The sequence below is a fragment of the Streptomyces albidicamelliae genome, from assembly GCF_025642175.1.
GTDB lineage: Bacteria > Actinomycetota > Actinomycetes > Streptomycetales > Streptomycetaceae > Streptomyces > Streptomyces albidocamelliae.
Map to the genome: position 1 here is coordinate 5166170 of NZ_CP106795.1, position 23438 is coordinate 5189607.

At 72.4% G+C, this 23438-nt stretch carries 22 protein-coding genes; 7 read left to right on the forward strand and 15 right to left on the reverse strand.

Annotated features, from left to right (window positions below):
- Positions 1-32: 32 nt before the first annotated feature.
- Genes N8I86_RS23755 through afsQ1 form a run of 3 tightly spaced genes read right to left on the reverse strand, consistent with a single transcriptional unit; the run spans position 33 to position 2919 of the window.
- A complete protein-coding gene (locus tag N8I86_RS23755) occupies positions 33-635 on the reverse strand; it encodes a hypothetical protein (RefSeq protein WP_263278661.1) in 603 nt (200 codons plus the stop codon).
- Positions 632-2245, reverse strand: a complete 1614-nt coding sequence (locus N8I86_RS23760; RefSeq protein WP_263278662.1) for a sensor histidine kinase — start codon at positions 2243-2245, stop codon at positions 632-634. Before N8I86_RS23760 ends, N8I86_RS23755 begins: the two co-directional genes overlap by 4 nt.
- Positions 2242-2919, reverse strand: coding sequence for a two-component system response regulator AfsQ1 (gene afsQ1 / locus N8I86_RS23765; RefSeq protein WP_176985599.1), 678 nt, complete (start codon positions 2917-2919; stop codon positions 2242-2244). The genes N8I86_RS23760 and afsQ1 overlap by 4 nt, the downstream gene beginning before the upstream one ends.
- A gap of 243 nt (positions 2920-3162) precedes the next feature.
- On the opposite strand from afsQ1, the gene N8I86_RS23770 reads away from it, so the two are divergent.
- Positions 3163-3936, forward strand: a complete 774-nt coding sequence (locus tag N8I86_RS23770) for a SigE family RNA polymerase sigma factor (RefSeq protein WP_073888960.1) — start codon at positions 3163-3165, stop codon at positions 3934-3936.
- A 192-nt stretch (positions 3937-4128) separates the two neighbouring features.
- Here N8I86_RS23770 and N8I86_RS23775 read toward each other — a convergent pair whose 3' ends face one another.
- Positions 4129-4764 (reverse strand): uridine kinase family protein, encoded by a 636-nt coding sequence (locus N8I86_RS23775; RefSeq protein ID WP_241840736.1) that lies wholly within the window; start codon positions 4762-4764, stop codon positions 4129-4131.
- Between the two features lie 127 nt (positions 4765-4891).
- On the opposite strand from N8I86_RS23775, the gene N8I86_RS23780 reads away from it, so the two are divergent.
- Positions 4892-5293: a hypothetical protein gene (locus tag N8I86_RS23780; protein ID WP_123436877.1), complete on the forward strand. Its 402-nt coding sequence runs from the start codon at positions 4892-4894 to the stop codon at positions 5291-5293.
- 113 nt (positions 5294-5406) lie between these two features.
- On the opposite strand, the gene N8I86_RS23785 is transcribed toward N8I86_RS23780, so the two are convergent.
- From N8I86_RS23785 to deoC, 3 genes are read right to left on the reverse strand one after another with little or no spacing between them, the layout of a single operon-like run.
- Positions 5407-6291, reverse strand: coding sequence for an aldehyde dehydrogenase family protein (locus N8I86_RS23785; protein ID WP_263278663.1), 885 nt, complete (start codon positions 6289-6291; stop codon positions 5407-5409).
- Positions 6284-7720, reverse strand: a complete 1437-nt coding sequence (locus N8I86_RS23790; protein WP_073888967.1) for an aldehyde dehydrogenase family protein — start codon at positions 7718-7720, stop codon at positions 6284-6286. The genes N8I86_RS23785 and N8I86_RS23790 overlap by 8 nt, the downstream gene beginning before the upstream one ends.
- A 5-nt stretch (positions 7721-7725) precedes the next feature.
- The gene (gene deoC, locus N8I86_RS23795; protein ID WP_073888968.1) at positions 7726-8685 is read right to left on the reverse strand and encodes a deoxyribose-phosphate aldolase; all 960 of its coding nucleotides are present in this window, start codon (positions 8683-8685) and stop codon (positions 7726-7728) included.
- Between the two features lie 136 nt (positions 8686-8821).
- Between deoC and N8I86_RS23800 the strand changes: the two genes are divergently transcribed.
- A complete protein-coding gene (locus N8I86_RS23800; RefSeq protein WP_073888970.1) occupies positions 8822-9520 on the forward strand; it encodes a PH domain-containing protein in 699 nt (232 codons plus the stop codon).
- A 1050-nt stretch (positions 9521-10570) separates the two neighbouring features.
- Here N8I86_RS23800 and N8I86_RS23805 read toward each other — a convergent pair.
- From N8I86_RS23805 to N8I86_RS23815, 3 genes are all read right to left on the reverse strand, one after another.
- Complete coding sequence (locus tag N8I86_RS23805) at positions 10571-12217, reverse strand: phospho-sugar mutase (protein ID WP_263278664.1); 1647 nt, start codon at positions 12215-12217, stop codon at positions 10571-10573.
- A gap of 403 nt (positions 12218-12620) precedes the next feature.
- A complete protein-coding gene (locus N8I86_RS23810; protein ID WP_123436873.1) occupies positions 12621-13445 on the reverse strand; it encodes a purine-nucleoside phosphorylase in 825 nt (274 codons plus the stop codon).
- Between the two features lie 138 nt (positions 13446-13583).
- Complete coding sequence (locus N8I86_RS23815; RefSeq protein WP_073888999.1) at positions 13584-14021, reverse strand: gamma-glutamylcyclotransferase; 438 nt, start codon at positions 14019-14021, stop codon at positions 13584-13586.
- A gap of 96 nt (positions 14022-14117) precedes the next feature.
- Between N8I86_RS23815 and N8I86_RS23820 the strand changes: the two genes are divergently transcribed.
- Positions 14118-15566 (forward strand): NAD(P)H-quinone dehydrogenase, encoded by a 1449-nt coding sequence (locus N8I86_RS23820; RefSeq protein ID WP_073889000.1) that lies wholly within the window; start codon positions 14118-14120, stop codon positions 15564-15566.
- A gap of 188 nt (positions 15567-15754) precedes the next feature.
- Positions 15755-16666 (forward strand): DeoR/GlpR family DNA-binding transcription regulator, encoded by a 912-nt coding sequence (locus N8I86_RS23825; protein WP_256339494.1) that lies wholly within the window; start codon positions 15755-15757, stop codon positions 16664-16666.
- A 204-nt stretch (positions 16667-16870) separates the two neighbouring features.
- Here the strand turns inward: N8I86_RS23825 and N8I86_RS23830 are convergent, their stop codons facing one another.
- Positions 16871-18643 carry an acetyl/propionyl/methylcrotonyl-CoA carboxylase subunit alpha gene (locus tag N8I86_RS23830; RefSeq protein ID WP_073889004.1) on the reverse strand — a complete coding sequence of 591 codons (1773 nt, stop codon included), beginning with the start codon at positions 18641-18643 and terminating at the stop codon, positions 16871-16873.
- Between the two features lie 364 nt (positions 18644-19007).
- On the opposite strand from N8I86_RS23830, the gene N8I86_RS23835 reads away from it, so the two are divergent.
- On the forward strand, positions 19008-19592 hold the full coding sequence (locus N8I86_RS23835; protein WP_241840737.1) for a hypothetical protein: 585 nt from the start codon (positions 19008-19010) through the stop codon (positions 19590-19592).
- Here the strand turns inward: N8I86_RS23835 and N8I86_RS23840 are convergent.
- The 4 genes from N8I86_RS23840 to N8I86_RS23855 all read right to left on the reverse strand — a co-directional run bounded on the left by N8I86_RS23840 (position 19564) and on the right by N8I86_RS23855 (position 22281).
- Complete coding sequence (locus tag N8I86_RS23840; protein WP_073889005.1) at positions 19564-20181, reverse strand: Maf family protein; 618 nt, start codon at positions 20179-20181, stop codon at positions 19564-19566. The two genes, N8I86_RS23835 and N8I86_RS23840, sit on opposite strands and share 29 nt — an antisense overlap.
- Positions 20182-20213: 32 nt before the next feature.
- A complete protein-coding gene (gene mmpB, locus N8I86_RS23845; RefSeq protein ID WP_260148084.1) occupies positions 20214-20342 on the reverse strand; it encodes a morphogenic membrane protein MmpB in 129 nt (42 codons plus the stop codon).
- Between the two features lie 89 nt (positions 20343-20431).
- A complete protein-coding gene (locus N8I86_RS23850) occupies positions 20432-20641 on the reverse strand; it encodes an acyl-CoA carboxylase epsilon subunit (protein WP_073889007.1) in 210 nt (69 codons plus the stop codon).
- A gap of 26 nt (positions 20642-20667) precedes the next feature.
- Entirely contained in the window at positions 20668-22281 is a 1614-nt protein-coding gene (locus tag N8I86_RS23855; RefSeq protein WP_123436872.1) for an acyl-CoA carboxylase subunit beta, read from the reverse strand.
- A gap of 110 nt (positions 22282-22391) precedes the next feature.
- Between N8I86_RS23855 and N8I86_RS23860 the strand changes: the two genes are divergently transcribed.
- The gene (locus N8I86_RS23860) at positions 22392-23252 is read left to right on the forward strand and encodes a biotin--[acetyl-CoA-carboxylase] ligase (RefSeq protein ID WP_073889010.1); all 861 of its coding nucleotides are present in this window, start codon (positions 22392-22394) and stop codon (positions 23250-23252) included.
- Positions 23253-23438: the final 186 nt, after the last annotated feature.

A 23438-nucleotide genomic window follows, 5' to 3' on the forward strand; every position in this document is an offset into this window, starting at 1 on the left:
CAGGATCGGTTCCGCACCGGAACCTTCCCGTGCTAGCCGCCCGTGACGTCGCTCGACGGGGGCGGCGTGGAGCCCGGGTCGGTGCGGACGTCGTCGGTGCACTCGTAGCGCCGCGGCGCCGCGGCACCTGGGCCGCCCAGGACCACCGCGCCGTCGCCCTCGGCGGCCGCCGAGTCCGACAGGGTGCACACGATCTGCGCGAGCGCGTACGACGACAGGCGGCCCGGCACGGTGCTCAGCCGCAGGGTGTCCTCGGGGTCCTCGGGGCCGGGCCCGGACACGCGCAGACCGCCCGGCACGTGCGTCCCGTAGCCCGCCGCCCGCTCCGCGGCCGACGGGGACGCGGCGAGCTGGTCCAGCAGGCCCTGCGCCACGATCACGCGGCGCCGGACGTCCGGGGTGCCGTCCGGGACCCGCACGGTCCGGTCGACGGTCGCCAGCGACGCCCGGCACAGCAGGAAGACCTGCACCGGCACCCCGTGCGCGGACTGCGCGGAGACGTCGGGCCCGGCCAGCGAGCACGGCACCCGGGAGGGTGCCGCCCCGAAGTCCGTCGGCACCTCCGTGGCCCGGATGCCGCAGCCGGCGAGCAGCAGCCCCAGGAGGGGCAGCGCCAGCAGGCGTCTTACGGTCATGACCCCTCCTTCCCCGCACCGTCGTGTCCGTCGTTCCCGTTCCCGGCCCGGCCGGCCTCCCCGTCGTGCCGGTCCGCCTCGGCGTCCTCGGCCAGCCCCGAGACGTCCCGGGGCAGCCGCAGGGTGAAGACCGCACCGCCCTCGGGCGAGTTGGCGGCGGTGATCTCACCGCCGTGGATGTGGGCGTTCTCCAGGGCGATCGACAGGCCGAGGCCGCTTCCCTCGGAGCGCGGCCGGGACGCGCTTGCCTTGTAGAAGCGGTCGAAGACGTGCGGCAGGACGTCCTCCGGGATGCCGGGGCCGTGGTCGCGGACCCGGATCACCACCTCGTCCTCCGCCTCCCGCACCGACACCCGCACCGGCGATCCGCCGTGCTTGAGCGCGTTGCCGACCAGATTGGCGAGGATGACGTCCAGCCGGCGCGGGTCCAGCTGGGCGTGGATGCCGCGCTCGGCGTCCAGCTCCACCGCGTCCAGCCAGGCCCGGGCGTCGATGCACGCGGTGATCTGGTCGGCGACGTCCACGTCGTCGAGGACCAGCCGGGCGGTGCCCGCGTCGAAGCGGGTGACCTCCATCAGGTTCTCGACCAGGTCGTTCAGCCGCCGGGTCTCGCTGACGACCAGCCGCACGGCCGGCTCGATCATCGGATCCATGCTTCCGGTCTCGGCCTCCAGCTCCTCCTCCAGCACCTCCGTCACGGCGGTGATGGCGGTCAGCGGAGTCCGCAGCTCGTGCGACATGTCGGCCACGAACCGGCGGGAGGCGTCGTCCCGGGCCGCCATCTCGGCCACCCGTTTCTCCAGCGCCTCGGCCGCGTTGTTGAACGTCCGTGACAGATCGGCCAGTTCGTCCGTGCCGGACACCCGCAGCCGGGTGTCCAGCCGGCCCTCGCCGAGCCGTCTCGCGGCCACGCCCAGCCGGTGCACCGGCTTCAGCACGGTCGTCGCGGCGGCCTGCGCGAGCAGCGCGGCACCGATCAGCGCGAGCCCGGTGGCGATGCCCAGCGACCAGGCCAGCGAGTTGAGGTCCTTGGCCTCGGGCTCCAGCGACTTCGCCATGTAGCCCGTCGGACCGCCGCCGATCACCCGGGTGCCGGCCACCAGGTAGGGCGTGCCGTGCTCCGTGACCCGCTGCCAGTACAGGTGGTACGGCTCCTTGTTGGAGTCGGTCACCTTCTGCCGCTTGTTCACGGCCGTCCGCAGCGACGCGGGCACGTCCTCCAGCGAGAAGCCGCTGATGCCGTCCGAGTTGCCGTACACCCTCTTGCCGCCGGCGTCCTCGCCGACCAGCAGCACACTGAAGTGCTGGCTCCCGGCGGCCATCTGGCCGGCGGCGCGCTGCAGCTCGTCCTGCGTGGGGTGTTCCGGCAGTGCCCCGGCGCGGTTCTGCATCTCCTGCCGGAAGTCGCGCAGCACCGCGTCCTGGGCGCGGGTGAGCACGGCCTCCCGGTTGAGCCAGTAGGCGATGCCCGACGCCGACACCGCGGCGGTGAGCGCGACCAGCGCGAAGACCACCACCAGTCGCAGCCTCAGGCTGGTGAAGCGCAGCCGCGACAGACTTCCCCTGCGCCCCGCGGTCCAGCCGCGGAGCCCCCCTTGCGTATCGGTCACTGAGGCGTGTCCAGGCGGTAGCCGACACCACGGACGGTTCGGATCAGCGTCGGGGACGAGGGCACGTCCTCCACCTTGGCGCGCAGCCGCTGCACGCACGCGTCCACCAGGCGCGAGTCGCCCAGGTAGTCGTGCTCCCACACCAGCCGCAGCAACTGCTGCCGGGACAGCGCCTGGCCGGGCCGCCGGCTCAGCTCCAGCAGCAGCCTCAGCTCGGTGGGGGTCAGCTGGAGATCCACGCCGTTCTTCGTCACGGTCATCGCCGAGCGGTCGATGACGAGACTGCCGAACGTCGCCGAGTCGCTGGACTCCCGCTCGCCGCGCCGCAGCACGGCCCGGATCCGGGCGTCCAGCACCCGGCCCTGCACCGGCTTGACCACATAGTCGTCGGCGCCGGACTCCAGTCCGACCACCACGTCGATGTCGTCGCTGCGCGCGGTCAGCAGGATGATCGGCAGCTGGTCGGTGCGCCGGATGCGCCGGCACACCTCGAACCCGTCGATGCCGGGCAGCATGACGTCCAGCACGATCAGGTCCGGCCGCTGCTCACGCAACAGCTTCAGACCGTCCTCGCCGCTGGCAGCGGTGGCCACCCGGTGGCCCTGGCGCGTCAGGGAGAGCTCCAGGGCCGTGCGGATGGCGTCGTCGTCCTCGATCAGCAACAGGGAAGGCACGGGGCTCATTCTGGCCCATGGAGGGGGTCGCGGACGACCTGCCGACGCCTGCCCTTCCCTATCGCCACCGTATGTGCACGTGCTGTGACGGAGCCGGGAAGGGCCCCTGTGACAGGTCTGTGACAGTCGACGGACACGGCGATGAAGTCGCCCCGGCAGTCTTTTGGTCACGGGCACGGCGGGGAGCCGGAACCAGCCCGGAGCAGGACCGATTCACCGGAAGTCCACGACGGGGAGCGCGAGATGAACACGCTGCACAGCATCAGCACCAGCGCAGTGGTCACGCGTCTGCACGACGTGCACCGGGGTTCCGAGAAGTCCGGTGCTGAGGGGGGTCCCTCCCGCGCGAGTGGATTCGAGCGTGGGGGAGGGCGGGGGTGCGCTCGCGGTACCGGGCGTCAGCACACCGCGTACATGACGGTGGTTGACGCGCACACGGGGGAAACACACGGGGGAAGCACGTACAGGGAGGACTCGGGGGAGCGCCGTTCGCTGACGGAGGCGGAGTTCACCGCCTACGTCCAGGAGCGCCGCGCCTCCCTGTACGCCACCGCCTACCACCTGACCGGCGACCGCTTCGAGGCCGAGGACCTGCTGCAGAGCGCGCTGTTCTCGACGTACAGGGCCTGGGACCGGATCAGCGACAAGGCGGCCGTCGGCGGATACCTCCGCCGCACGATGACGAACCTGCACATCAGCGCCTGGCGGCGCCGCAAGCTCAACGAGTACCCGACCGAGGAACTGCCGGAGACGCCCGGCGAGACGGACGCGATGCGCGGCACGGAGCTGCGCGCGGTCCTGTGGCAGGCGCTCGCCCGGCTGCCCGAACTCCAGCGCACCATGCTGGTCCTGCGCTACTACGAGGGCCGCACGGACCCGGAGATCGCGGACATCCTCGGCATCAGTGTCGGCACGGTGAAGTCGAGCATCTGGCGGTCGCTCCGCCGGCTGCGCGAGGACGAGGTCCTCAGCTTCGGCCGTGACGAGGAGAACGCCTTCGGCGAACTGGTCGCCTGAGGTCACGGGGGAGGAACACGGGGGAAAGCGGGGGACCACTGGGGGGTGGGACCCACGGGGGAACACGGGGGAGCACAGAGGAGCGGGACTGGTGGGCCGGGGGGTCCAACCAGTCCCGTTTCGCGTTCCCGTGCCGACGCCCGGCGGATACGGCGGTGCGCGGGTACGACGGCCGGCGGGCCGCCGGGGAGGTCAGGCCACCGTCCGCTGCCGCGTCTGCCGCCCGACAGCCGCCGCCGCCAGCCTGCCCAGCGCCTCGTCGCGGTCGCACGGATGCGCGCCCAGGGCCACCTGGCGGGCGACGATCGAACGTTCCGTGCGCATCAGCCGCCAGCCGCGGCGCACCAGGAACGGCACCGATTTGCGGCCTTCCCTGAGGTCCCGCAGGAACCGCCGCCGGAAGGTGGTGAACGGACCGCGGTTCAGGCACAGCGCGTCCGCGAGGACGCCCCGTTCCCGGCAGCGCTCGACTATCTCCGCCGCGAAGATGCCCTCCGCGATGAACAGCGGGGTACGGCCGATGCTCAGCGTCTCCTCGCCGGTCCGGGCGCTCAGCGAGAGGTCGTACACCGGCACCGGCGTCGACCCCGTGGCGCACAGCCGGACGATGGCCTCGACCGCGACGTCGGCGTCCCACGACTCCGGGTGGTCCCAGTCGATGTCCGAACTTCCCTCCACCAGGGGCAGGGTCGGGTCGTCGGCCTCCTTGTAGAAGTCGTCCAGGCGCAGGACGGGGAGCCCGGAACGGGCGGCGACGAGGGACTTGCCCGAGCCCGAGGGGCCGCACAGCAGCACGACACGGGCGGGAGACGGAGGATGAAGGCTCACGGAACACCAGTTTGACGTACGACGGCCCGCCTGCCGACCCCGCGGGTCGGCTTTTGAGCGTGAGACGCACCTCAACTACCCTACGTGGCGACATCATTACCCTGCGCACCAGAAGGTGGCACCAGCGATGGCCCGACACACCTCATCCCAGCACTCCACCGCGCGGCGCGCCCTGCTCGTCCTGGCGGCGGCCGGAGCGGCACTCGGAGCCGGGGCGGCTTCGGCGTCGGCGGACTCGGTTCCGGTCGCCGGTCTCAACTACCGGCCCCTCGGGCTCGGCAACGTCGACCCCCAGGCGGGCGTGGGCGCCGCGACCGGCATCGTCGGCTACGTCACCGGCCCGGTGGCCGGCCTCAAGCCCAACCCGCTCGCGGGCACGGGCGTGGACCCGCTGGACAACGGGGTGGGCACCCAGCTGGCGGACTTCCAGCCGCTGTCGTCCCAGATGGTGACGCGCCCGCTGGCCCAGGCGCAGTCGCTCGGCAGCGTGCCGGTGGTCGGGCAGGTCCTGGGCTCACTGGGCCGCTGAACCGCCGGAGAAGGAAACGGGGAACCGCGTGACCGGCCGGAGGTGCCCCGCACCCGGCCGGACCCGCGGTTCCCCGCACGGATCCCGTGGAACCCCGTCTCGCGCGGTCCGCGTCAGTAGGCGGACCCCGAGGCGCCCAGCGACCCCGTCGGGTGCCAGACCGTCTTGGTCTCCAGGAACGCCGTCATCCGGTCGGTGCCCGGCGTCGCGAAATGATCCACAGGCTGTGGACGCAGGACGCGCTTGAGGTTGTCCGCGGCCGCGATCTCCAGCTCCTTCGCCAGCACCTCGTCGGCGCCCGCGAGGTCGATCGCGTTGACGTCCTGGTGCGCGGCCAGCGGCGCCGCGATCTCCGCCGTACGGCCGGACAGGACGTTGACGACACCGCCCGGGACGTCGGAGGTGGCCAGCACCTCGCCCAGGGACAGGGCGGGCAGCGGCGCCTTCTCGGACGCCACGACGACCGCCGTGTTGCCGGTGGCGATCACCGGGGCCACCACCGAGACCAGGCCCAGGAAGGACGACTCCTGCGGCGCGAGCACGGCGACCACGCCGGTCGGCTCGGGGGAGGACAGGTTGAAGTACGGGCCCGCGACCGGGTTGGCCCCGCCGATCACCTGGGCGATCTTGTCCGTCCAGCCCGCGTACCAGACCCAGCGGTCGATCGCGGCGTCCACGACCGCGGCCGCCTTCGACTTGGACAGGCCCTCGGCGTCGGCCACTTCGCGCACGAACTGCTCGCGGCGGCCCTCCAGCATCTCCGCGACGCGGTAGAGGACCTGGCCGCGGTTGTAGGCGGTCGCGCCGGCCCAGCCGCCGAACGCCTTGCGCGCGGCGACCACCGCGTCACGGGCGTCCTTGCGGGAGGACTGGGGAGCGTTGGCCAGCCACTTGCCCTTGGGGTCGGTCACCTCGTACACCCGGCCGCTCTCGGAACGCGGGAACTTCCCGCCGACGTACAGCTTGTAGGTCTTGAAGACAGTGAGCCGATCAGACATCGAGGTACGCCTCCAGGCCGTGGCGGCCGCCCTCGCGGCCGAAGCCCGACTCCTTGTAGCCGCCGAACGGCGACGTCGGGTCGAACTTGTTGAACGTGTTGGACCAGACGACACCGGCGCGCAGCTTGTTCGCGACGGCCAGGATCCGGGAGCCCTTCTCGGTCCAGATGCCCGCCGACAGGCCGTACTGCGTGTTGTTCGCCTTGGCGACCGCCTCGTCGGGCGTGCGGAAGGTGAGCACCGACAGCACCGGGCCGAAGATCTCGTCCCGGGCGATGGTGTGGGCCTGGGTGACGTTCGTGAACAGCGTCGGCGCGAACCAGTAACCCGCCGACGGCAGTTCGCAGGCGGGGGACCAGCGCTCGGCGCCCTCCGCCTCGCCCTGCGCGGTGAGCGCGGTGATCCGGGCCAGCTGCTCGGCGGAGTTGATCGCGCCGATGTCGGTGTTCTTGTCCAGCGGGTCGCCGAGGCGCAGGGTGGACAGCCGGCGCTTGAGGGAGTCCAGCAGCTCGTCCTGGATCGACTCCTGGACGAGGAGGCGGGAGCCCGCGCAGCAGACCTGACCCTGGTTGAAGAAGATGCCGGTGACGATGCCCTCGACGGCCTGGTCGATCGGGGCGTCGTCGAAGACGATGTTGGCGCCCTTGCCGCCCAGCTCCAGGGTGAGCTTCTTCCGCGTGCCCGCGACCGTGCGGGCGATCTCCTTGCCGACGGCCGTGGAGCCGGTGAAGGCGACCTTGTTCACGTCCGGGTGCGCGACGAGCGCGGCACCCGCGTCGCCGTAGCCCGGGAGGATGTTGACGACGCCCTTGGGCAGACCCGCCTGGCGGCAGATGTCGGCGAAGAAGAGCGCGGAGAGCGGGGTGGTCTCCGCCGGCTTCAGCACGACCGTGTTGCCGGTCGCGAGGGCCGGGGCGATCTTCCACGCCAGCATCAGCAGCGGGAAGTTCCACGGGATGACCTGGCCGGCCACGCCCAGCGGCCTCGGGTCCGCGCCGAAACCGGCGTGGTCGAGCTTGTCGGCCCAGCCCGCGTAGTAGAAGAAGTGCGCGGCGACCAGCGGGAGGTCCGCGTCGCGGGTCTCCTTGATCGGCTTGCCGTTGTCCAGGGTCTCCAGGACGGCCAGCTCGCGGCTGCGCTCCTGGATGATCCGGGCGATGCGGAAGAGGTACTTGGCGCGCTCGGAACCGGGCAGCGCCGACCACTTCTCGAAGGCCTTGCGGGCGGCCCTGACCGCCCGGTCGACGTCCTCGGGGCCGGCCTGCGCGACCTCGGAGAGGACCTCCTCGGTCGACGGGCTGACCGTCTTGAAGACCTTGCCGTCGGCCGCCTCGGCGAACTCGCCGTCGATGAACAGACCGTAGGAAGGGGCGATGTCGACGACCGAACGGGACTCGGGCGCCGGTGCGTAGTCGAATACGGAAGCCATCGTGATCAGTCCACCGTCACGTAGTCGGGGCCGGAGTAGCGGCCGGTGGCCAGCTTCTGGCGCTGCATCAGCAGGTCGTTCAGGAGCGAGGAGGCGCCGAAGCGGAACCAGTGGTTGTCCAGCCAGTCCGCGCCCGCGGTCTCGTTGACCAGGACCAGGAACTTGATGGCGTCCTTGCTGGTGCGGATGCCGCCGGCGGGCTTCACGCCGATCTGGACGCCGGTCTGGGCGCGGAAGTCGCGCACCGCCTCCAGCATCAGCAGCGTGTTCGCCGGGGTCGCGTTGACGGCGACCTTGCCGGTGGAGGTCTTGATGAAGTCCGCGCCGGCCAGCATGCCCAGCCAGGACGCGCGGCGGATGTTGTCGTACGTCGACAGCTCGCCGGTCTCGAAGATGACCTTCAGGCGGGCGCTGCTTCCGCAGGCCTCCTTCACGGCGACGATCTCGTCGTACACCTTCAGGTACTTGCCGGCGAGGAACGCGCCCCGGTCGATGACCATGTCGATCTCGTCGGCGCCGGCGGCGACCGCGTCACGGACGTCGGCCAGCTTCACGTCGAGGGCGGCGCGGCCGGCCGGGAACGCGGTGGCCACCGAGGCGACCTTCACGCCGGAACCGGCGACGGCCTCCTTGGCGGTGGCCACCATGTCGGGGTAGACGCAGACCGCGGCCGTGGCCGGGGACGTACGGTCCGTGGGGTCGGGATGGACGGCCTTGGCGCCGAGCGCCCGGACCTTGCCCGGGGTGTCCGCGCCTTCCAGCGTCGTCAGGTCGACCATCGAGATGGCGAGGTCGATGGCGTACGCCTTCGCGGTGGTCTTGATGGAACGGGTGCCGAGGGACGCGGCGCGCGCCTCCAGGCCGACCGCGTCGACGCCGGGCAGCCCGTGCAGGAAGCGGCGCAGCGTGCTGTCGGACGCGGTGACGTCGGCGAGAGCGTGAGCTGTGGGTGCGGTAGTGGGCATGGTCACCAGACGAGCATATCTACGCGCGTAGCGGCTGTACAGCCCCGGTGCTCATCACGCGCCCGAAGATCACGGATGAGCGCCGGTCCCGGGGCGTGTGGGAGCACCCGCGGCGAGGTCGTGCAGAATCGGGGCCATGACCCCGGACCACCCGTCACCCGCGTCACAGTCTCCGGCCCCCGCCGCCAAGGACCGGATCTACCGCTCGCCCATGGCGCTCGTGGGCGGGGTGCTGCTGCTCGTCGTCGTCTGCTGGCTGGGCTTCGACGCGCTGTTCAAGGGCCACGGACGCGTCCCGTGGCTGGCGCTCGCCGGTCTGATCCTCGTCGTCCCGCTGGTCGCGGCCTTCACGCTGCGCCCCGCGGTCTTCGTGAACGACGACCGGCTGCGCATCCGCAACCCGCTGCGGGTGATCTCCCTGCCCTGGGGCCAGGTCTCCGGCCTGCGCTCCGGCTTCTCCAACGAGGTCGTCACCAAGTCCGGCGCGAAGTACCAGCTGTGGGCGATCCCCGTCTCGCTGCGGGCTCGCAAGAAGGCGGCGCGCCGCCAGCAGCGGGCGGCGGCGGACGCGGCCCGCGGCACGACACCGGGCCGGGTCGGCGGCGGCCTCTCGCCGAGCGGCCTCGGCTTCGGCGGCTTCGGCCTGCGCGGCGCGGAGACCGGCCCGACCCGGTCCGAGACCGACCAGGTCATGGACGACCTCCGCGAGACGCTGGAACGCCGCGCGGAGGAGGAGACGGCCCAGGGCGAGACGACGGTCCGCTGGGCGTACGAGGTGGCCGCCCCGGCGCTGGCCGGCGCGATCCTGCTGATCATCCTGCTGACGACGGGCTGACCTCCCCGCCCGGCGCGGGCCGGCGAGGCGGTGGGTTCACGTCGGGCGACGGCACGCTCGGGCGGTGAGCCGAGGGCGGCTGCCGGGGCGGCTGTCCAAGGGGCGTGTCCGCGGCTGTGTGAGCTGCCGGGGCTCCAGGGCGTGCGCATGGGCCGGGACGGTCGTGCCGGGTGCGTCCGGCTGGGCCGGCTCGGGGCGTCGGGGACGCGGGCCGCCCGTCTTCCTGTCCCGCGCCGTGCCCTTGGAGGGCCGGGTTCGGATGGCTGCGGGGCGGCGTCGGCGGCTGTGTGGGCTGCTGGGGCTTCGGGGCGTGAGCATGGACCGTGGCGGCCGTGCCGGGTGCGTCCGGTGGCTGGGCCGGCTCGGGGCGTTGGGGACGCGGGCCGGCCGTCTTCCTGTCCCGCGCCGTGCCCTTGGTAGGGCCGGGTTCGGATGGCTGCGTGGGGGCGGCGCGGGCGGCTGTGTGGGCTGCTGGGGGCTTCGGGGCGTGAGCATGGGCCGTGGCGGCCGTGCCGGGTGCGTCCGGTGGCTGGGCCGGCTCGGGGCGTCGGGGACGCGGGCCGCCCGTCTTCCTGTCCCGCGCCGTGGCCTTGGAGGGCCGGGTTCGGGTGGCTGCGTGGGGGCGGCGTCGGCGGCTGTGTGGGCTGTTGGGGGCTTCGGGGCGTGAGCATGGGCCGTGGCGGCTGTGCCGAGCGCGTCCGGTGGCTGGGCCGGCTCGGGGCGTCGGGGACGCGGGCCGGCCGTCTTCCTGTCCCGCGTCGCTGCCATCGAGGGGCGCTCGCGTGGCTGCCTGGGGGCGCCGGCGGCTGTGTGGGCTGCTGGGGGCTTCGGGGCGTGAGCGTGGGCCCGGGCGGTCGTGCCGGGTGTGGCCGGTGGCTGGGTCGACTCGGGAGGGCGGCGGCGCGGGCCGCCCGTCCCTGTCCTGCGCCGTGCCCTCGGGGGGCCTCGCTCGGCGGTGGCAGTGGGTTACCGGTCCCGCACCTGTGCCCGCCGGCGACCGCGTGTACGGGTCTCGGGGTGCCCCGTGTGGGACGGGGCACCCCGGGGGTGTCAGATGCCGGCCGCGGCCGACAGGTCGCGCTTGACGGCGGCCAGCAGCTCGGTGGCGCGGGCGCGGGCGGCCGGGAGGTCGGCGTGGGCCGCGACCGGCACCACGACCTCCAGGTAGCACTTCAGCTTCGGCTCGGTGCCGCTCGGCCGGACGACGACCCGGGCGCCGTCGAGCGTGTAGCGCAGGCCGTCGGTGGGCGGCAGCGTCTCCGTGCCCCGGGTCAGGTCCTCGGCACGGGTGATGGCGAGACCGGCCAGCTCGGTCGGCGGCTGCTCCCGCAGACGGCTCATCGCGTCGGCGATGACCGACAGGTCCTGGACGCGGACCGACAGCTGGTCGGTGGCGTGCAGACCGTGCTCCACGGCGAGGTCGTCGAGCAGGTCCAGGAGGGTACGGCCCTCCTCCTTCAGCCCGGACGCCAGCTCCGTGATCAGCAGCGCGGCGGTGATGCCGTCCTTGTCGCGCACGCCCTCCGGGTCCACGCAGTAGCCGAGGGCCTCCTCGTAGCCGTAGCGCAGGCCGTTCACGCGGGCGATCCACTTGAAGCCGGTCAGGGTCTCCTCGTACGGCAGCCCCGCCTTCCCGGCGATCCGGCCGAGCAGCGAGGAGGAGACGATCGACTCCGCGAAGGTGCCGCTCACCCCGCGACGGACCAGGTGAGCGGCGAGCAGCGCGCCGACCTCGTCGCCGCGCAGCATCCGCCAGTCGCCGCCGTCCTTCACGGCGACGGCGCAGCGGTCCGCGTCGGGGTCGTTGGCGATGATCAGGTCCGGGTCGGTGGCACGGGCCCGCGCGAACGCGAGGTCCATCGCGCCCGGCTCCTCCGGGTTGGGGAAGGCCACCGTCGGGAAGTCGGGGTCCGGGTCGGCCTGCTCGGCCACCAGCACCGGCTCGGGGAAGCCGGCACGGGCGAAGGCGGCCAGCAGGACGTCCCTGCCGACGCCGTGCATCGCCGTGTAGACCGTGCGGGCGGTACGCGGGGAGCCCGCCGCGAGGACGGCGTCCGTACGGGCCAGATAGGCGTCCAGGACCGAGTCGTCCAGGATCTCCCAGCCGGCCTCCGGACGCGGTACGTCGTGCAGGGAGGCGATCGCGTCGATCTCGGCGGCGATCCCCGCGTCGGCGGGCGGCACGATCTGGGAGCCGTCGCCCAGGTACACCTTGTAGCCGTTGTCCCGGGGCGGGTTGTGGCTGGCGGTGACCTCCACGCCGGCCACCGCGCCCAGGTGCCGGATCGCGAACGCCAGCACGGGCGTCGGGAGGGGCCGGGGGAGCACGGCCGCGCGCAGCCCGGCGCCGGTCATCACGGCGGCGGTGTCGCGGGCGAAGTCGGCGGACTTGTGGCGGGCGTCGTAGCCGATGACGACGAGGCCGGCGGTGCCGTCCCCGTGCGGGGTCCCGTTCTTCTTCAGGTACGCGGCTAGGCCGGCGGCGGCGCGGATGACGACGCCGCGGTTCATGCGCATCGGGCCGGCGCCGAGCTCCCCGCGCAGGCCGGCGGTGCCGAACTGGAGCGTGCCGGAGAAGCGGGCCGACAGTTCGGTCACGTCCCCGGCGTCGATCAGCTTGGCGAGTTCGTCACGGGTCTCCGTGTCGGGGTCCTCGGCGAGCCATGTCCTGGCCCGGGCGATCAGATCGTCGTGCACCTTGGGATCAACCTCTCCTGTGTCTGCCTGGTCCGGCCGGGGACTCGGCCCCGAACCCCCGTTGACGCCGATGGCGTTGCGTGTGCCCGCCACGGCACGTTCCGTGCGGCCGCGTCCGGCCCGCCGGGGCGCGCGCGTCCGGCCGGGGCGCCGCGGTCCGGGACATCCGGTGAAAGCCCACCGCGGTCCGGGACATCCGGTGAACGCCGACCGCGGTCCGGGCCCGTTCCGCGCGGGTCCCGGCACCGCACCGGACCCCGCCTGGCGGGCAGCGGCACCACGCCCCCGAACCGACCGCGGCACCGCACCCGGCTCGTCGTGACGCGCGTACCGCGTCCCGTTCGCCACCGTGCCCGTCCCGCGCCCGGTCCGGCGCGCCGTGCGTGCCGCGAGCGAGTGCCGCCTAGATCCTGCCGAGCACCTGGGTCAGCAGCTGGCCCATGCGCGCCGCCGAGTCGCGGCCCGCCTGGAGGACCTCCTCGTGGTTGAGGGGCTCGCCGGTCATGCCCGCGGCCAGGTTGGTGACCAGGGAGATGCCCAGGACCTCGGCGCCGGCCTCGCGGGCGGCGATGGCCTCCAGGACCGTCGACATGCCCACCAGGTCCGCGCCGATGACACGGGCCATGCGGATCTCGGCCGGGGTCTCGTAGTGCGGGCCGGGGAACTGCGCGTAGACGCCCTCCTCCAGGGAGGGGTCGATCTCCTTGCACAGGGCGCGCAGGCGCGGCGAGTACAGGTCCGTCAGGTCGACGAAGTTCGCGCCGACGATCGGCGACGTCGCCGTCAGGTTGATGTGGTCGCTGATCAGCACCGGCTGGCCGGGGCGCATGCCCTCGCGCAGGCCGCCGCAGCCGTTGGTGAGGACCACGGTCTTGCAGCCGGCCGCCACGGCGGTGCGCACACCGTGGGAGACGGCGGCGACGCCACGGCCCTCGTAGTAGTGCGTACGGCCCAGGAAGACCAGCGCGCGCTTGTCACCGAAGGAGTACGAGCGGATCTTGCCGCCGTGCCCCTCGACGGCCGGCGGCGGGAAGCCGGGCAGCTCGGTGACCTGGAACTCGGCGTCGGGGGCGCCCAGTGCGTCGACGGCCGGGGCCCAGCCGGAGCCCATCACGAGGGCGACGTCGTGGGTCTCGGCGCCGGTCAGTTCGCGCAGGCGCGCGGCGGCGGCGTCGGCGGCGGCGTAGGGGTCGCCCTGGATGTCGTCCGGAAGAAGAAATGCGTTCACGCCGACGAGGGTAGCCGGTCTGCGCCTACGCGCGTAGATGACAATGCCCACGTAATGGAGATCGTTGTCTTGTCGTTTTCCACAAGGGGCGGGCAAAAGTGCAGCAGAGCCGCGCTTCGCCCGTTCGGCGGGGGCGCTTCAGCAGGGGCGCTTGCGGAGTTCCATCACGTAGTCGTGCGGTGCCCCGGCGGACTCGGCGGCGTCGGCGACCTCACCGAGGTACCGCGCCGAGGGCAGACCGCCCTCGTAGCCGTTGAGCACGTACGTCCAGGCCGACTCCTCGCCGTCCAGGGTGTGCACGCGCACCCGCGTGCGCCGGTAGATGCCGAGGCCCACGCCCTCCCACCGGTCCAGCGACTCCTCGTCCATGGGCGCGAGGTCGTACAGGCCGACGAAGACCTGGGCCAGCGGGTCCTCCACGATCGTCGCCAGCGCGCCCTCCCAGCCCAGCTGCTCGCCGCCGAAGGTCAGCCGCCACTCGCTCAGCCAGCCGGTGGCGCGCAGCGGCGAGTGCGGGGCGCGGCGGGACATCAGCCGGGCGTCGAGGTTGCCGGCGTACGCGGCATAGAGCGACATGAGGAGAGCGTACGGCAGGGGAAACGCGGGCCACTCGTGTCCCTCGGGAACCCCGGGGACGCCCCCGGGCAATAGCACCTTGAAGCGTGCGGGACAATGGAGTACGTGACTCGGATCGTGATCATCGGTGGCGGACCCGGCGGATACGAGGCGGCCCTGGTGGCCGCCCAGCTCGGCGCGGAGGTGACCGTCGTCGACTGCGACGGTCTGGGCGGAGCGTCGGTGCTGACCGACTGCGTGCCGTCGAAGACCCTTATCGCCACGGCCGAGGTGATGACCACCTTCGACTCCTCGTACGAGGAGCTGGGCATCATCGTGGCCGACGACACCCCGCCGCTGGAGCAGGCGGCCCGGGTGGTCGGCGTGGACCTCGGCAAGGTCAACCGCCGGGTGAAGCGGCTGGCCCTCGCGCAGTCCCACGACATCACCGCCTCCGTCACCCGCGCCGGCGCCCGGGTCATGCGCGGCCGCGGCCGGCTGGACGGCATGCAGGGCCTGGACGGCTCGCGCAAGGTCGTCGTCACCGCAGCCGACGGCAGCGAGGAGACCCTCACCGCCGACGCCGTCCTCATCGCCACCGGCGGTCATCCGCGCGAGCTGCCCGACGCGCAGCCCGACGGCGAGCGCATCCTCAACTGGACCCAGGTCTACGACCTCACCGAGCTGCCGGAAGAGCTGATCGTGGTCGGCTCCGGCGTGACCGGTGCCGAGTTCGCCGGCGCCTACCAGGCCCTCGGTTCGAAGGTCACCCTCGTGTCCTCCCGGGACCGGGTGCTGCCGGGTGAGGACCCGGACGCCGCCGCCGTGCTGGAGGACGTCTTCCGCCGCCGCGGCATGAACGTGATGGCCCGCTCCCGCGCGCAGTCCGCCAAGCGCGTCGGCGACCGGGTCGAGGTGACGCTGGCCGACGGCCGGGTCATCAGCGGCTCCCACTGCCTGATGGCCGTCGGCGCCATCCCCAACAGCGCGGGGCTCGGCCTGGAGGAGGCCGGTGTGAAGCTGCGCGAGTCGGGCCACATCTGGACCGACAAGGTGTCCAGGACGACCGCTCCCGGCGTGTACGCGGCCGGTGACGTGACCGGTGTCTTCGCCCTCGCGTCCGTCGCCGCGATGCAGGGACGCATCGCCATGTACCACTTCCTCGGCGACGCGGTGGCCCCGCTGAACCTGAAGACGGTCTCCTCCAACGTCTTCACCGACCCCGAGATCGCCACCGTCGGCTACACGCAGGCGGACGTGGACGCGGGCAAGATCGACGCACGGGTCGTCAAACTGCCCCTGCTGCGCAACCCGCGGGCCAAGATGCAGGGCATCCGGGACGGCTTCGTGAAGATCTTCTGCCGGCCGGGCACGGGCATCGTCGTCGGCGGTGTGGTCGTGGCGCCCCGGGCGTCGGAACTCATCCACCCGATCTCGATCGCCGTCGACAACAATCTGACGGTCGAACAGATCGCGAACGCGTTCACGGTGTACCCCTCCCTTTCGGGGTCGATCGCGGAGGTCGCCCGGCAGCTGCACACGCGCAAGGCGAGCGCGGAGGCCTGACCTTCACCCAACTTCCCGCTGGTCACGGGGAGTTGTGGCGTGTGCGTACGGCATAGTCGGGGCGGATAGGTCCTATACCACTTCCCGCCCCACCATGCGAACAACTTCTGTTATTCGGCGCAAACTGCTGAAACCAGACGGTCGCTGGGGTTACTGTCAGTTTCGTGTTCGCTGCTGAACGTCGCCAATTGATCCTCGAAATGGTGCGAGCGAACGGTGCCGTGTCGCTCCGTGAACTCGCCCGCGTCGTCCAGACCTCCGAAGTGACCGTACGGCGGGACGTGCGCGCACTGGAGGCCGAAGGACTCCTCGACCGCCGGCACGGCGGTGCGGTACTGCCGGGCGGGTTCACGCGGGAGTCCGGCTTTCCGCAGAAGTCCCATCTCGCGACCGCCGAGAAGACGGCCATCGCCGATCTCGCCGCGGGCCTCGTCGAAGAGGGCGAGGCCATCGTCGTCGGAGCCGGGACGACCACGCAGGAGCTGGCCCGCCGCCTGGCGCGCGTGCCGGGTCTGACGGTCGTCACCAACTCCCTCCTGGTCGCCCAGGCGTTGGCCCATGCCAACCGGGTGGAGGTCGTGATGACCGGGGGCACCCTGCGCGGCTCCAACTACGCCCTCGTGGGCTCCGGAGCCGAACAGTCCCTGCAGGGGCTGCGCGTGTCCAAGGCCTTCCTGTCCGGGAGCGGCCTGACGGCCGAGCGCGGTCTGTCCACGTCCAACATGCTCTCGGCGTCGGTGGACCGGGCCCTCGTCCAGGCCGCGGCGGAGGTCGTGGTCCTCGCCGACCACACCAAGCTCGGTACGGACACGATGTTCCAGACCGTGCCGACGGACCTCATCACCCGCCTGGTCACCGACGAGCCGCCGGCTCACGACGACCGCGCCGCCACCGAGTTGCAGGCCCTGGCCGACCAGGGGGTGCAGATCGCCGTGGCCGGGGCGACCGGAGCCCCGGGGGGTGAGCAGGGGCCTGCCGCACGCCAGCAGCGGGCCCTCCCCGGCCCCCGCAGGGGCCACGTCCCCCTCCGCTCCACCGCGGGCCTCGCGGACCCGGCCACCACCGACCGGGCCCGAGTAGCAGACCTCCGCCGCCGCTGACCCCTCCGGAGGTCCGGCAGGGCCACGGGTGTCGCGTGCCCTCGTCCGCGGTGGGCCGCGGCCGCCCCCTGACGGCGCGGTGAGCCTGTCGGCGCCCCGGCGGCCGCCTCACGGCTCGTCCGATCGGGCCGGCACACGCCCAGGCATGCGAGAAGCCCGGAGCCTCCTGGTCGGGGCTCCGGGCTTCTCCGGGTGTGGGGCGGGTCAGTCCTTGATCTCGCAGATGGGGGCGCCGGAGGTGACCGAGGCGCCGACCTCGGCGGTCAGGCCCTTGATGGTGCCGGCCCGGTGGGCGTTGAGGGGCTGCTCCATCTTCATGGCCTCCAGGACGACGATCAGGTCGCCCTCCTTGACCTCCTGGCCCTCCTCGACCGCGATCTTCACGATCGTGCCCTGCATCGGCGAGGCGAGGGTGTCACCCGAGGCGACCGGGCCGGACTTCTTGGCCGCGCGGCGCTTCGGCTTGGCCCCGGCCGCCAGGCCGGTGCGGGCCAGGCTCATGCCGAGCGAGGAGGGCAGGGAGACCTCCAGGCGCTTGCCGCCGACCTCGACCACGACCGTCTCGCGGCCGGTGTCCTCGTCCGCCTCGGTCTCTGCCGGGGCGGCGAAGGGCTTGATGTCGTTGACGAACTCGGTCTCGATCCAGCGGGTGTGGACCGTGAACGGGTCGGTGGAACCGGTCAGCTCCGGGGCGAACGCCGGGTCCCGGACGACCGCGCGGTGGAAGGGGATGGCGGTGGCCATGCCCTCGACCCGGAACTCCTCCAGGGCACGGGCCGCGCGCTCCAGGGCCTCCTTGCGGGTGCGGCCGGTGACGATCAGCTTGGCCAGCAGGGAGTCCCAGGCCGGGCCGATCACACTGCCCGCCTCCACGCCCGCGTCCAGACGGACACCCGGGCCGGTCGGCGCGTCGAACGCGGTGACCGTGCCCGGAGCGGGCAGGAAGTTGCGGCCGGGGTCCTCGCCGTTGATGCGGAACTCGAAGGAGTGTCCGCGCAGGGCGGGATCGTCGTAGCCGAGTTCCTCGCCGTCGGCGATGCGGAACATCTCACGGACCAGGTCGATGCCGGCGACCTCCTCGGTCACCGGGTGCTCGACCTGGAGGCGGGTGTTGACCTCCAGGAAGGAGATCGTGCCGTCCTGGCCGACCAGGAACTCGCACGTGCCGGCGCCCTCGTAGGAGGCCTCCTTCAGGATGGCCTTCGAGGCGCGGTACAGCTCGGCGACCTGCTCCTCGGACAGGAACGGCGCCGGCGCCTCCTCGACCAGCTTCTGGTGACGGCGCTGCAGCGAGCAGTCCCGGGTGGAGACCACGACCACGTTGCCGTGCTTGTCGGCCAGGCACTGCGTCTCCACGTGCCGGGGACGGTCCAGGTAGCGCTCGACGAAGCACTCGCCCCGGCCGAACGCGGCGACCGCCTCACGGACCGCGGAGTCGTACAGCTCCGGCACCTCCTCCAGGGTCCGGGCGACCTTCAGACCGCGGCCGCCGCCACCGAACGCGGCCTTGATCGCGATCGGCAGGCCGTGCTCCTCGGCGAACGCCACGACCTCCTCCGCCCCGGAGACCGGGTCCGGCGTACCGGCGACCAGCGGAGCACCGGCCCGCTGGGCGATGTGCCGGGCGGCGACCTTGTCACCCAGATCGCGGATGGCCTGCGGCGGCGGACCGATCCAGATCAGACCCGCGTCCAGCACCGCCTGGGCGAACTCGGCGTTCTCCGAGAGGAACCCGTAACCCGGGTGGATCGCGTCCGCCCCCGATTCGCGGGCCGCGTTCAGCACCTTCTCGATGTCCAGATAACTGGTCGCCGGAGTGTCACCGCCCAGGGCGAACGCCTCATCCGCGGCGCGGACATGCAGAGCGTCCCGGTCCGGCTCCGCGTAGACGGCCACGCTCGCGATCCCGGAGTCCCGACAGGCCCGGGCCACGCGGACAGCGATTTCGCCACGGTTGGCGATGAGCACCTTGCGCACGATTGAGGCTCCCTCCTTGAAACAAGCCGAGTTTAGGGACTGCCGACACGGCACTACGACCCGTCCCCAATGGTGAGCTTGCCCACACGGAGCGTGATGCGAGGCTCGCCCGACCCGCGAAAGTCCTTGTCGCACCTCGGTACGCAGGACTCCTCCGGAAAACCCTAGCCCTCTCATGTGGTCAAGGTCTCTGTGGTGGGGTGCTGCGGCCCACTCCGATTCTTTGTCGAGTCCCTACGAATGGCCCAATGATTCTTTGCTGCCGCACGGACCCTTGTCCCGCGGTTTACCCGTTAGTAGCGTTCGCGATGGCTCGAACGTACCTGGGGTAACAGATAGCTGGCTGGAAAGTGGGTGGGGACCGGTGGTGCGCAGACCGGTGGCATGGGTCGTGGCGTTGGTCCTGCTGGCGGAGGGTTTCCTCGTCGCCGCGCTGAACTGGTTCCTCGGGATGGTCGTCGACCGGCAGGACATGTCCCTGGCCGGCCTCGACCCGTCGACGATGGCCACGTCCTCGAAGGTCGGCGGCGTCGTCTTCGGCCTCTACTTCGCCCTGTGCGCCCTGGTGGCCGTACTGGTCGCGATCCGCGACCGCGCCCCGGCCGGACTCGGGCGTGTCCTGCTGATCAGCGCGGCCGTGGTGAACGCCCTGCTGGGCGCGTTCGCCTGGGGCCTGGTGGGCTGGACGGCCTTCCTGACGATGGTCGTGGTGCTCGGACTCATCGTCCTGCTCCTGATGACCTACGACCGCGCCGAGGGCCCGGAACAGGCGGCCCCCGGCGGCGGTGCCGGCGCCGACGGCGACCCGCAGGCCCAGGCCGAGCCGGGACCCCCGGCCGGCGCGCCGCAGCAGGTCCCGGAGCAGCGCGGCGCACCGCGGGACGGGGACGAGGAGCCGCGGGACTCCGTCCCCACCGAGGTCATCCCGCCGGCTCCCACAACTCCGTGATCCCGACACCCAGTTCGGCGAGGAGCTTGCGCACCAGGGGCAGGCTGATGCCGATCACGTTGCCGTGGTCGCCGTCGATGCCCTCGATGAAGGGGGCCGAACGGCCGTCCAGGGTGAACGCGCCGGCGACGTAGAGCGGCTCGCCCGAGGCCACGTACGCGGCGATCTCCGCGTCGGTCGGTTCGCCGAAGTGCACAACGGTGGAGGCGGTCGCGGAGACGTACCGCTTCGCCTCCGTGTCCCACACACAATGACCCGTCTGGAGTACTCCGGTGCGTCCGCGCATCGCCTTCCAGCGGGCGGTGGCCTCCTCGGCGTCGGCGGGCTTGCCGAGCGCCCGCCCGTCCAGCTCCAGCACCGAGTCGCAGCCGATCACCAGGGCGCCCTGCACCTCCGGCTTCGCCGCCACGACGGAGGCCTTCGCCTCGGACAGCGCGAGCGCCAGCTCGGCCGGGGTGGGAGCGGTGACGGCGTCCTCGTCGACCCCGCTCACGATCACCTCGGGCGCGAGGCCGGCCTGCCGGAGCAGGCCGAGCCGGGCGGGGGACTGGGAGGCGAGCACGAGTCGCCTGCGGCGCTTTGCAGTCATGCCGTCAGATTAGTCAGGGTGAGCCGCCCGGCTCACCTCAGACCGATGACGATCATGGCCAGGATCATGGCCAGCGCCATGAAGAGGCCGAGCCGCCGCAGCATCTCCTGCATGTCGCGCAGTTCTTTCGGCGGCTCGTCCTCGGGGTCTGACCACAGCATGCTCCCAGCGTGCGGCCCGGGCGGGCCGCGGCGCCTGAGTACGGCTACTCAGATCGGCCGGGCGGCTCGCCTCGGGCCTGTCGTTTGGATCAGGCCGGCCAGTACGTACGGGTCCAGGACGCCGGGCCCGGGTTCGGCACGCGCCGGACCGCGATCCGCGACGGGTCGGACCACGCGTCCCTCGGGCCCTCCGCGCCGGACGGCTGGACCGCTGCCGCCGCGGCGCGGGCGCGGACCACCGCCAGGGCGGCGGCCAGCTCCTCCGGGGTCGGATTGCCTCGTACGACCTTGATCGTCATGACGGCTTCCTCTCGGTCGGGCCGGGCTACAGCGGGATGTTGCCGTGCTTCTTCGGAGGCAGGGATTCCCGCTTCGTCCGCAGCTGACGCAGACCGCGGACGATGTGGGCCCGCGTGTCGGACGGCATGATCACCGCGTCGATGTAGCCGCGCTCGGCCGCGATGTACGGGTTGAGCAGGTGGTCCTCGTACTCCTGGATCAGCCGGGCCCGCACCGCCTCGACGTCCTCACCGTTCGCCTCCGCCTCGGCGATGGTGCGGCGGTGCAGGATGTTGACCGCGCCCTGGGCGCCCATGACCGCGATCTGCGCGGTGGGCCAGGCCAGGTTGATGTCGGCACCCAGGTGCTTGGAGCCCATGACGTCGTAGGCGCCGCCGAAGGCCTTGCGGGTGATGACGGTGATCAGCGGGACGGTGGCCTCGGCGTAGGCGTAGATCAGCTTGGCGCCGCGCCGGATGATGCCGTCGTGCTCCTGGTCGACACCCGGGAGGAAGCCGGGGACGTCCACGAAGGTCAGCACCGGCACGTTGAAGGCGTCGCAGGTGCGCACGAAGCGGGCCGCCTTCTCGGACGCCTCGATGTCGAGACAGCCGGCGAACTGCATCGGCTGGTTGGCGACCACGCCGACCGGGTGGCCCTCGACCCGTCCGAAGCCGGTGACGATGTTCGGCGCGAACAGGGCCTGCGTCTCGAAGAACTCGGCGTCGTCCAGGACGTGTTCGACCACCGTGCGGATGTCGTACGGCTGGTTCGCGCTGTCCGGGACGAGGGTGTCCAGCTCGCGGTCCTCGTCGGTGACGCCGAGGTCGGCCTCCTCCGGGAAGACCGGGGCCTCGGAGAGGTTGTTGGACGGCAGGTACGACAGCAGCTGCTTGACGTACTCGATGGCGTCCTTCTCGTCGCCCGCCATGTGGTGGGCCACGCCGGAGGTGGCGTTGTGGGTGCGGGCGCCGCCCAGCTCCTCGAAGCCGACGTCCTCACCGGTGACGGTCTTGATGACGTCCGGGCCGGTGATGAACATGTGCGAGGTCTGGTCGACCATGACCGTGAAGTCGGTGATGGCCGGGGAGTAGACCGCGCCGCCGGCGCACGGGCCCACGACCAGGCTGATCTGCGGGATCACGCCGGAGGCGTGGGTGTTGCGGCGGAAGATCTCGCCGTAGGCCCCGAGGGAGGCGACGCCTTCCTGGATGCGGGCGCCACCGGAGTCGTTGATCCCGATGACCGGGCAGCCGGTCTTCAGCGCGAAGTCCATCACCTTGACGATCTTCTGGCCGTAGACCTCGCCGAGCGCGCCGCCGAAGACCGTGAAGTCCTGGGAGAACACGGCGACGGGCCGGCCGTCGACGGTGCCGTACCCGGTGACGACACCGTCACCGTAGGGACGGTTCTTCTCCAGCCCGAAGTTGCTGGAGCGGTGCCGGGCGAACTCGTCCAGCTCGACGAAGGACCCCTCGTCCAGGAGGAGTTCGATCCGCTCACGGGCCGTCAGCTTGCCCTTCGCGTGCTGCTTCTCGACGGCACGTTCCGAGCCGGCGTGCGTCGCTTCGTGGATGCGGCGCTGGAGATCCGCGAGCTTCCCCGCGGTCGTGTGGATGTCGATCCCTTGGATCTCTTGACGCTCTTCCGGCTCGGACATCGGGATACGGCTCCCTGCCTGCTCAAAAGGGGGGACGGTTACTCATTCGTAGAGTAGTGGCGGCGCTACCGATCAGCAGTGCGTCGTTTGCCACACCTAGGGTGGCTTGCATGACGCCGCACAATGCATCAGACGACAGCCGCTGGTCCGACCTGGACCGCCCGCCCCTGAACGCCACGGCACTGCGGCGCGGGCTGATCAGGGAGGGCGGCCTGTACCGCGACATCGAGGTGGTGCAGCGGACCGGTTCCACCAACTCCGACCTCGCCGGACGGGCCGCCGGGGGCGGCGCCGACGAGGGCGCGGTGCTGGTGGCGGAGGAGCAGACGGCCGGCCGGGGCCGGCTGGACCGCCGCTGGACAGCGCCGCCGCGCTCCGGCCTCTTCTTCTCCGTGCTGCTGAAGCCCACCGAGGTGCCGGTGGCCCGCTGGGGCTGGCTGCCGCTGCTGACCGGGGTGGCGGTGGCCACCGGGCTGTCCCGGGCCGCGGGCGTGGACACGGCACTCAAATGGCCGAACGACCTGCTGGTGACGGTGGGCGAGGAGGAGCGCAAGGCGGGCGGCATCCTCGCGGAGCGGGCCGGCGCGGACGGCATCGTCGTGGGGGTCGGCATCAACGTCTCCCTGCGGGCGGACGAGCTGCCGGTCCCGCAGGCGGGGTCGCTGGCGCTGGCCGGGGCGCAGGGCACGGACCGGGACCCGCTGCTGCGGGCGGTGCTGCGGTCCCTGGAGGACTGGTACGGGCGCTGGCGGCGGGCCGGCGGCGATCCGTCGGCCAGCGGGCTGCAGGACACCTACGCGGCGGGCTGCGCGACGCTCGGCCGGGCGGTGCGGGCGGAGCTGCCGGGGGACCGGTCGATCGTCGGCGAGGCGGTCGCGGTGGACGGCGACGGGCGCCTGGTCATCGCCACGGAGGCCGGCGTCCAGGAACCGGTCGGCGCGGGCGACATCGTGCACCTGCGCCCGGCGTAGCCGCCGCGCCGCGCCTCGGCGGACCGCCCGCGGCGGCGGCCGGCTCCAGCTGTTGAGCGAGCGGTGGTGCGACTCCCCAGGGGCGCGGGGAACCGCGCGAGCGGCCACGATGGAGCTGCAGGTGCGCACGGTGCCCGGCCACGGCCGGCCTCCACCCCCGCCGAACCCGACGGAGTGAGCTGGCGC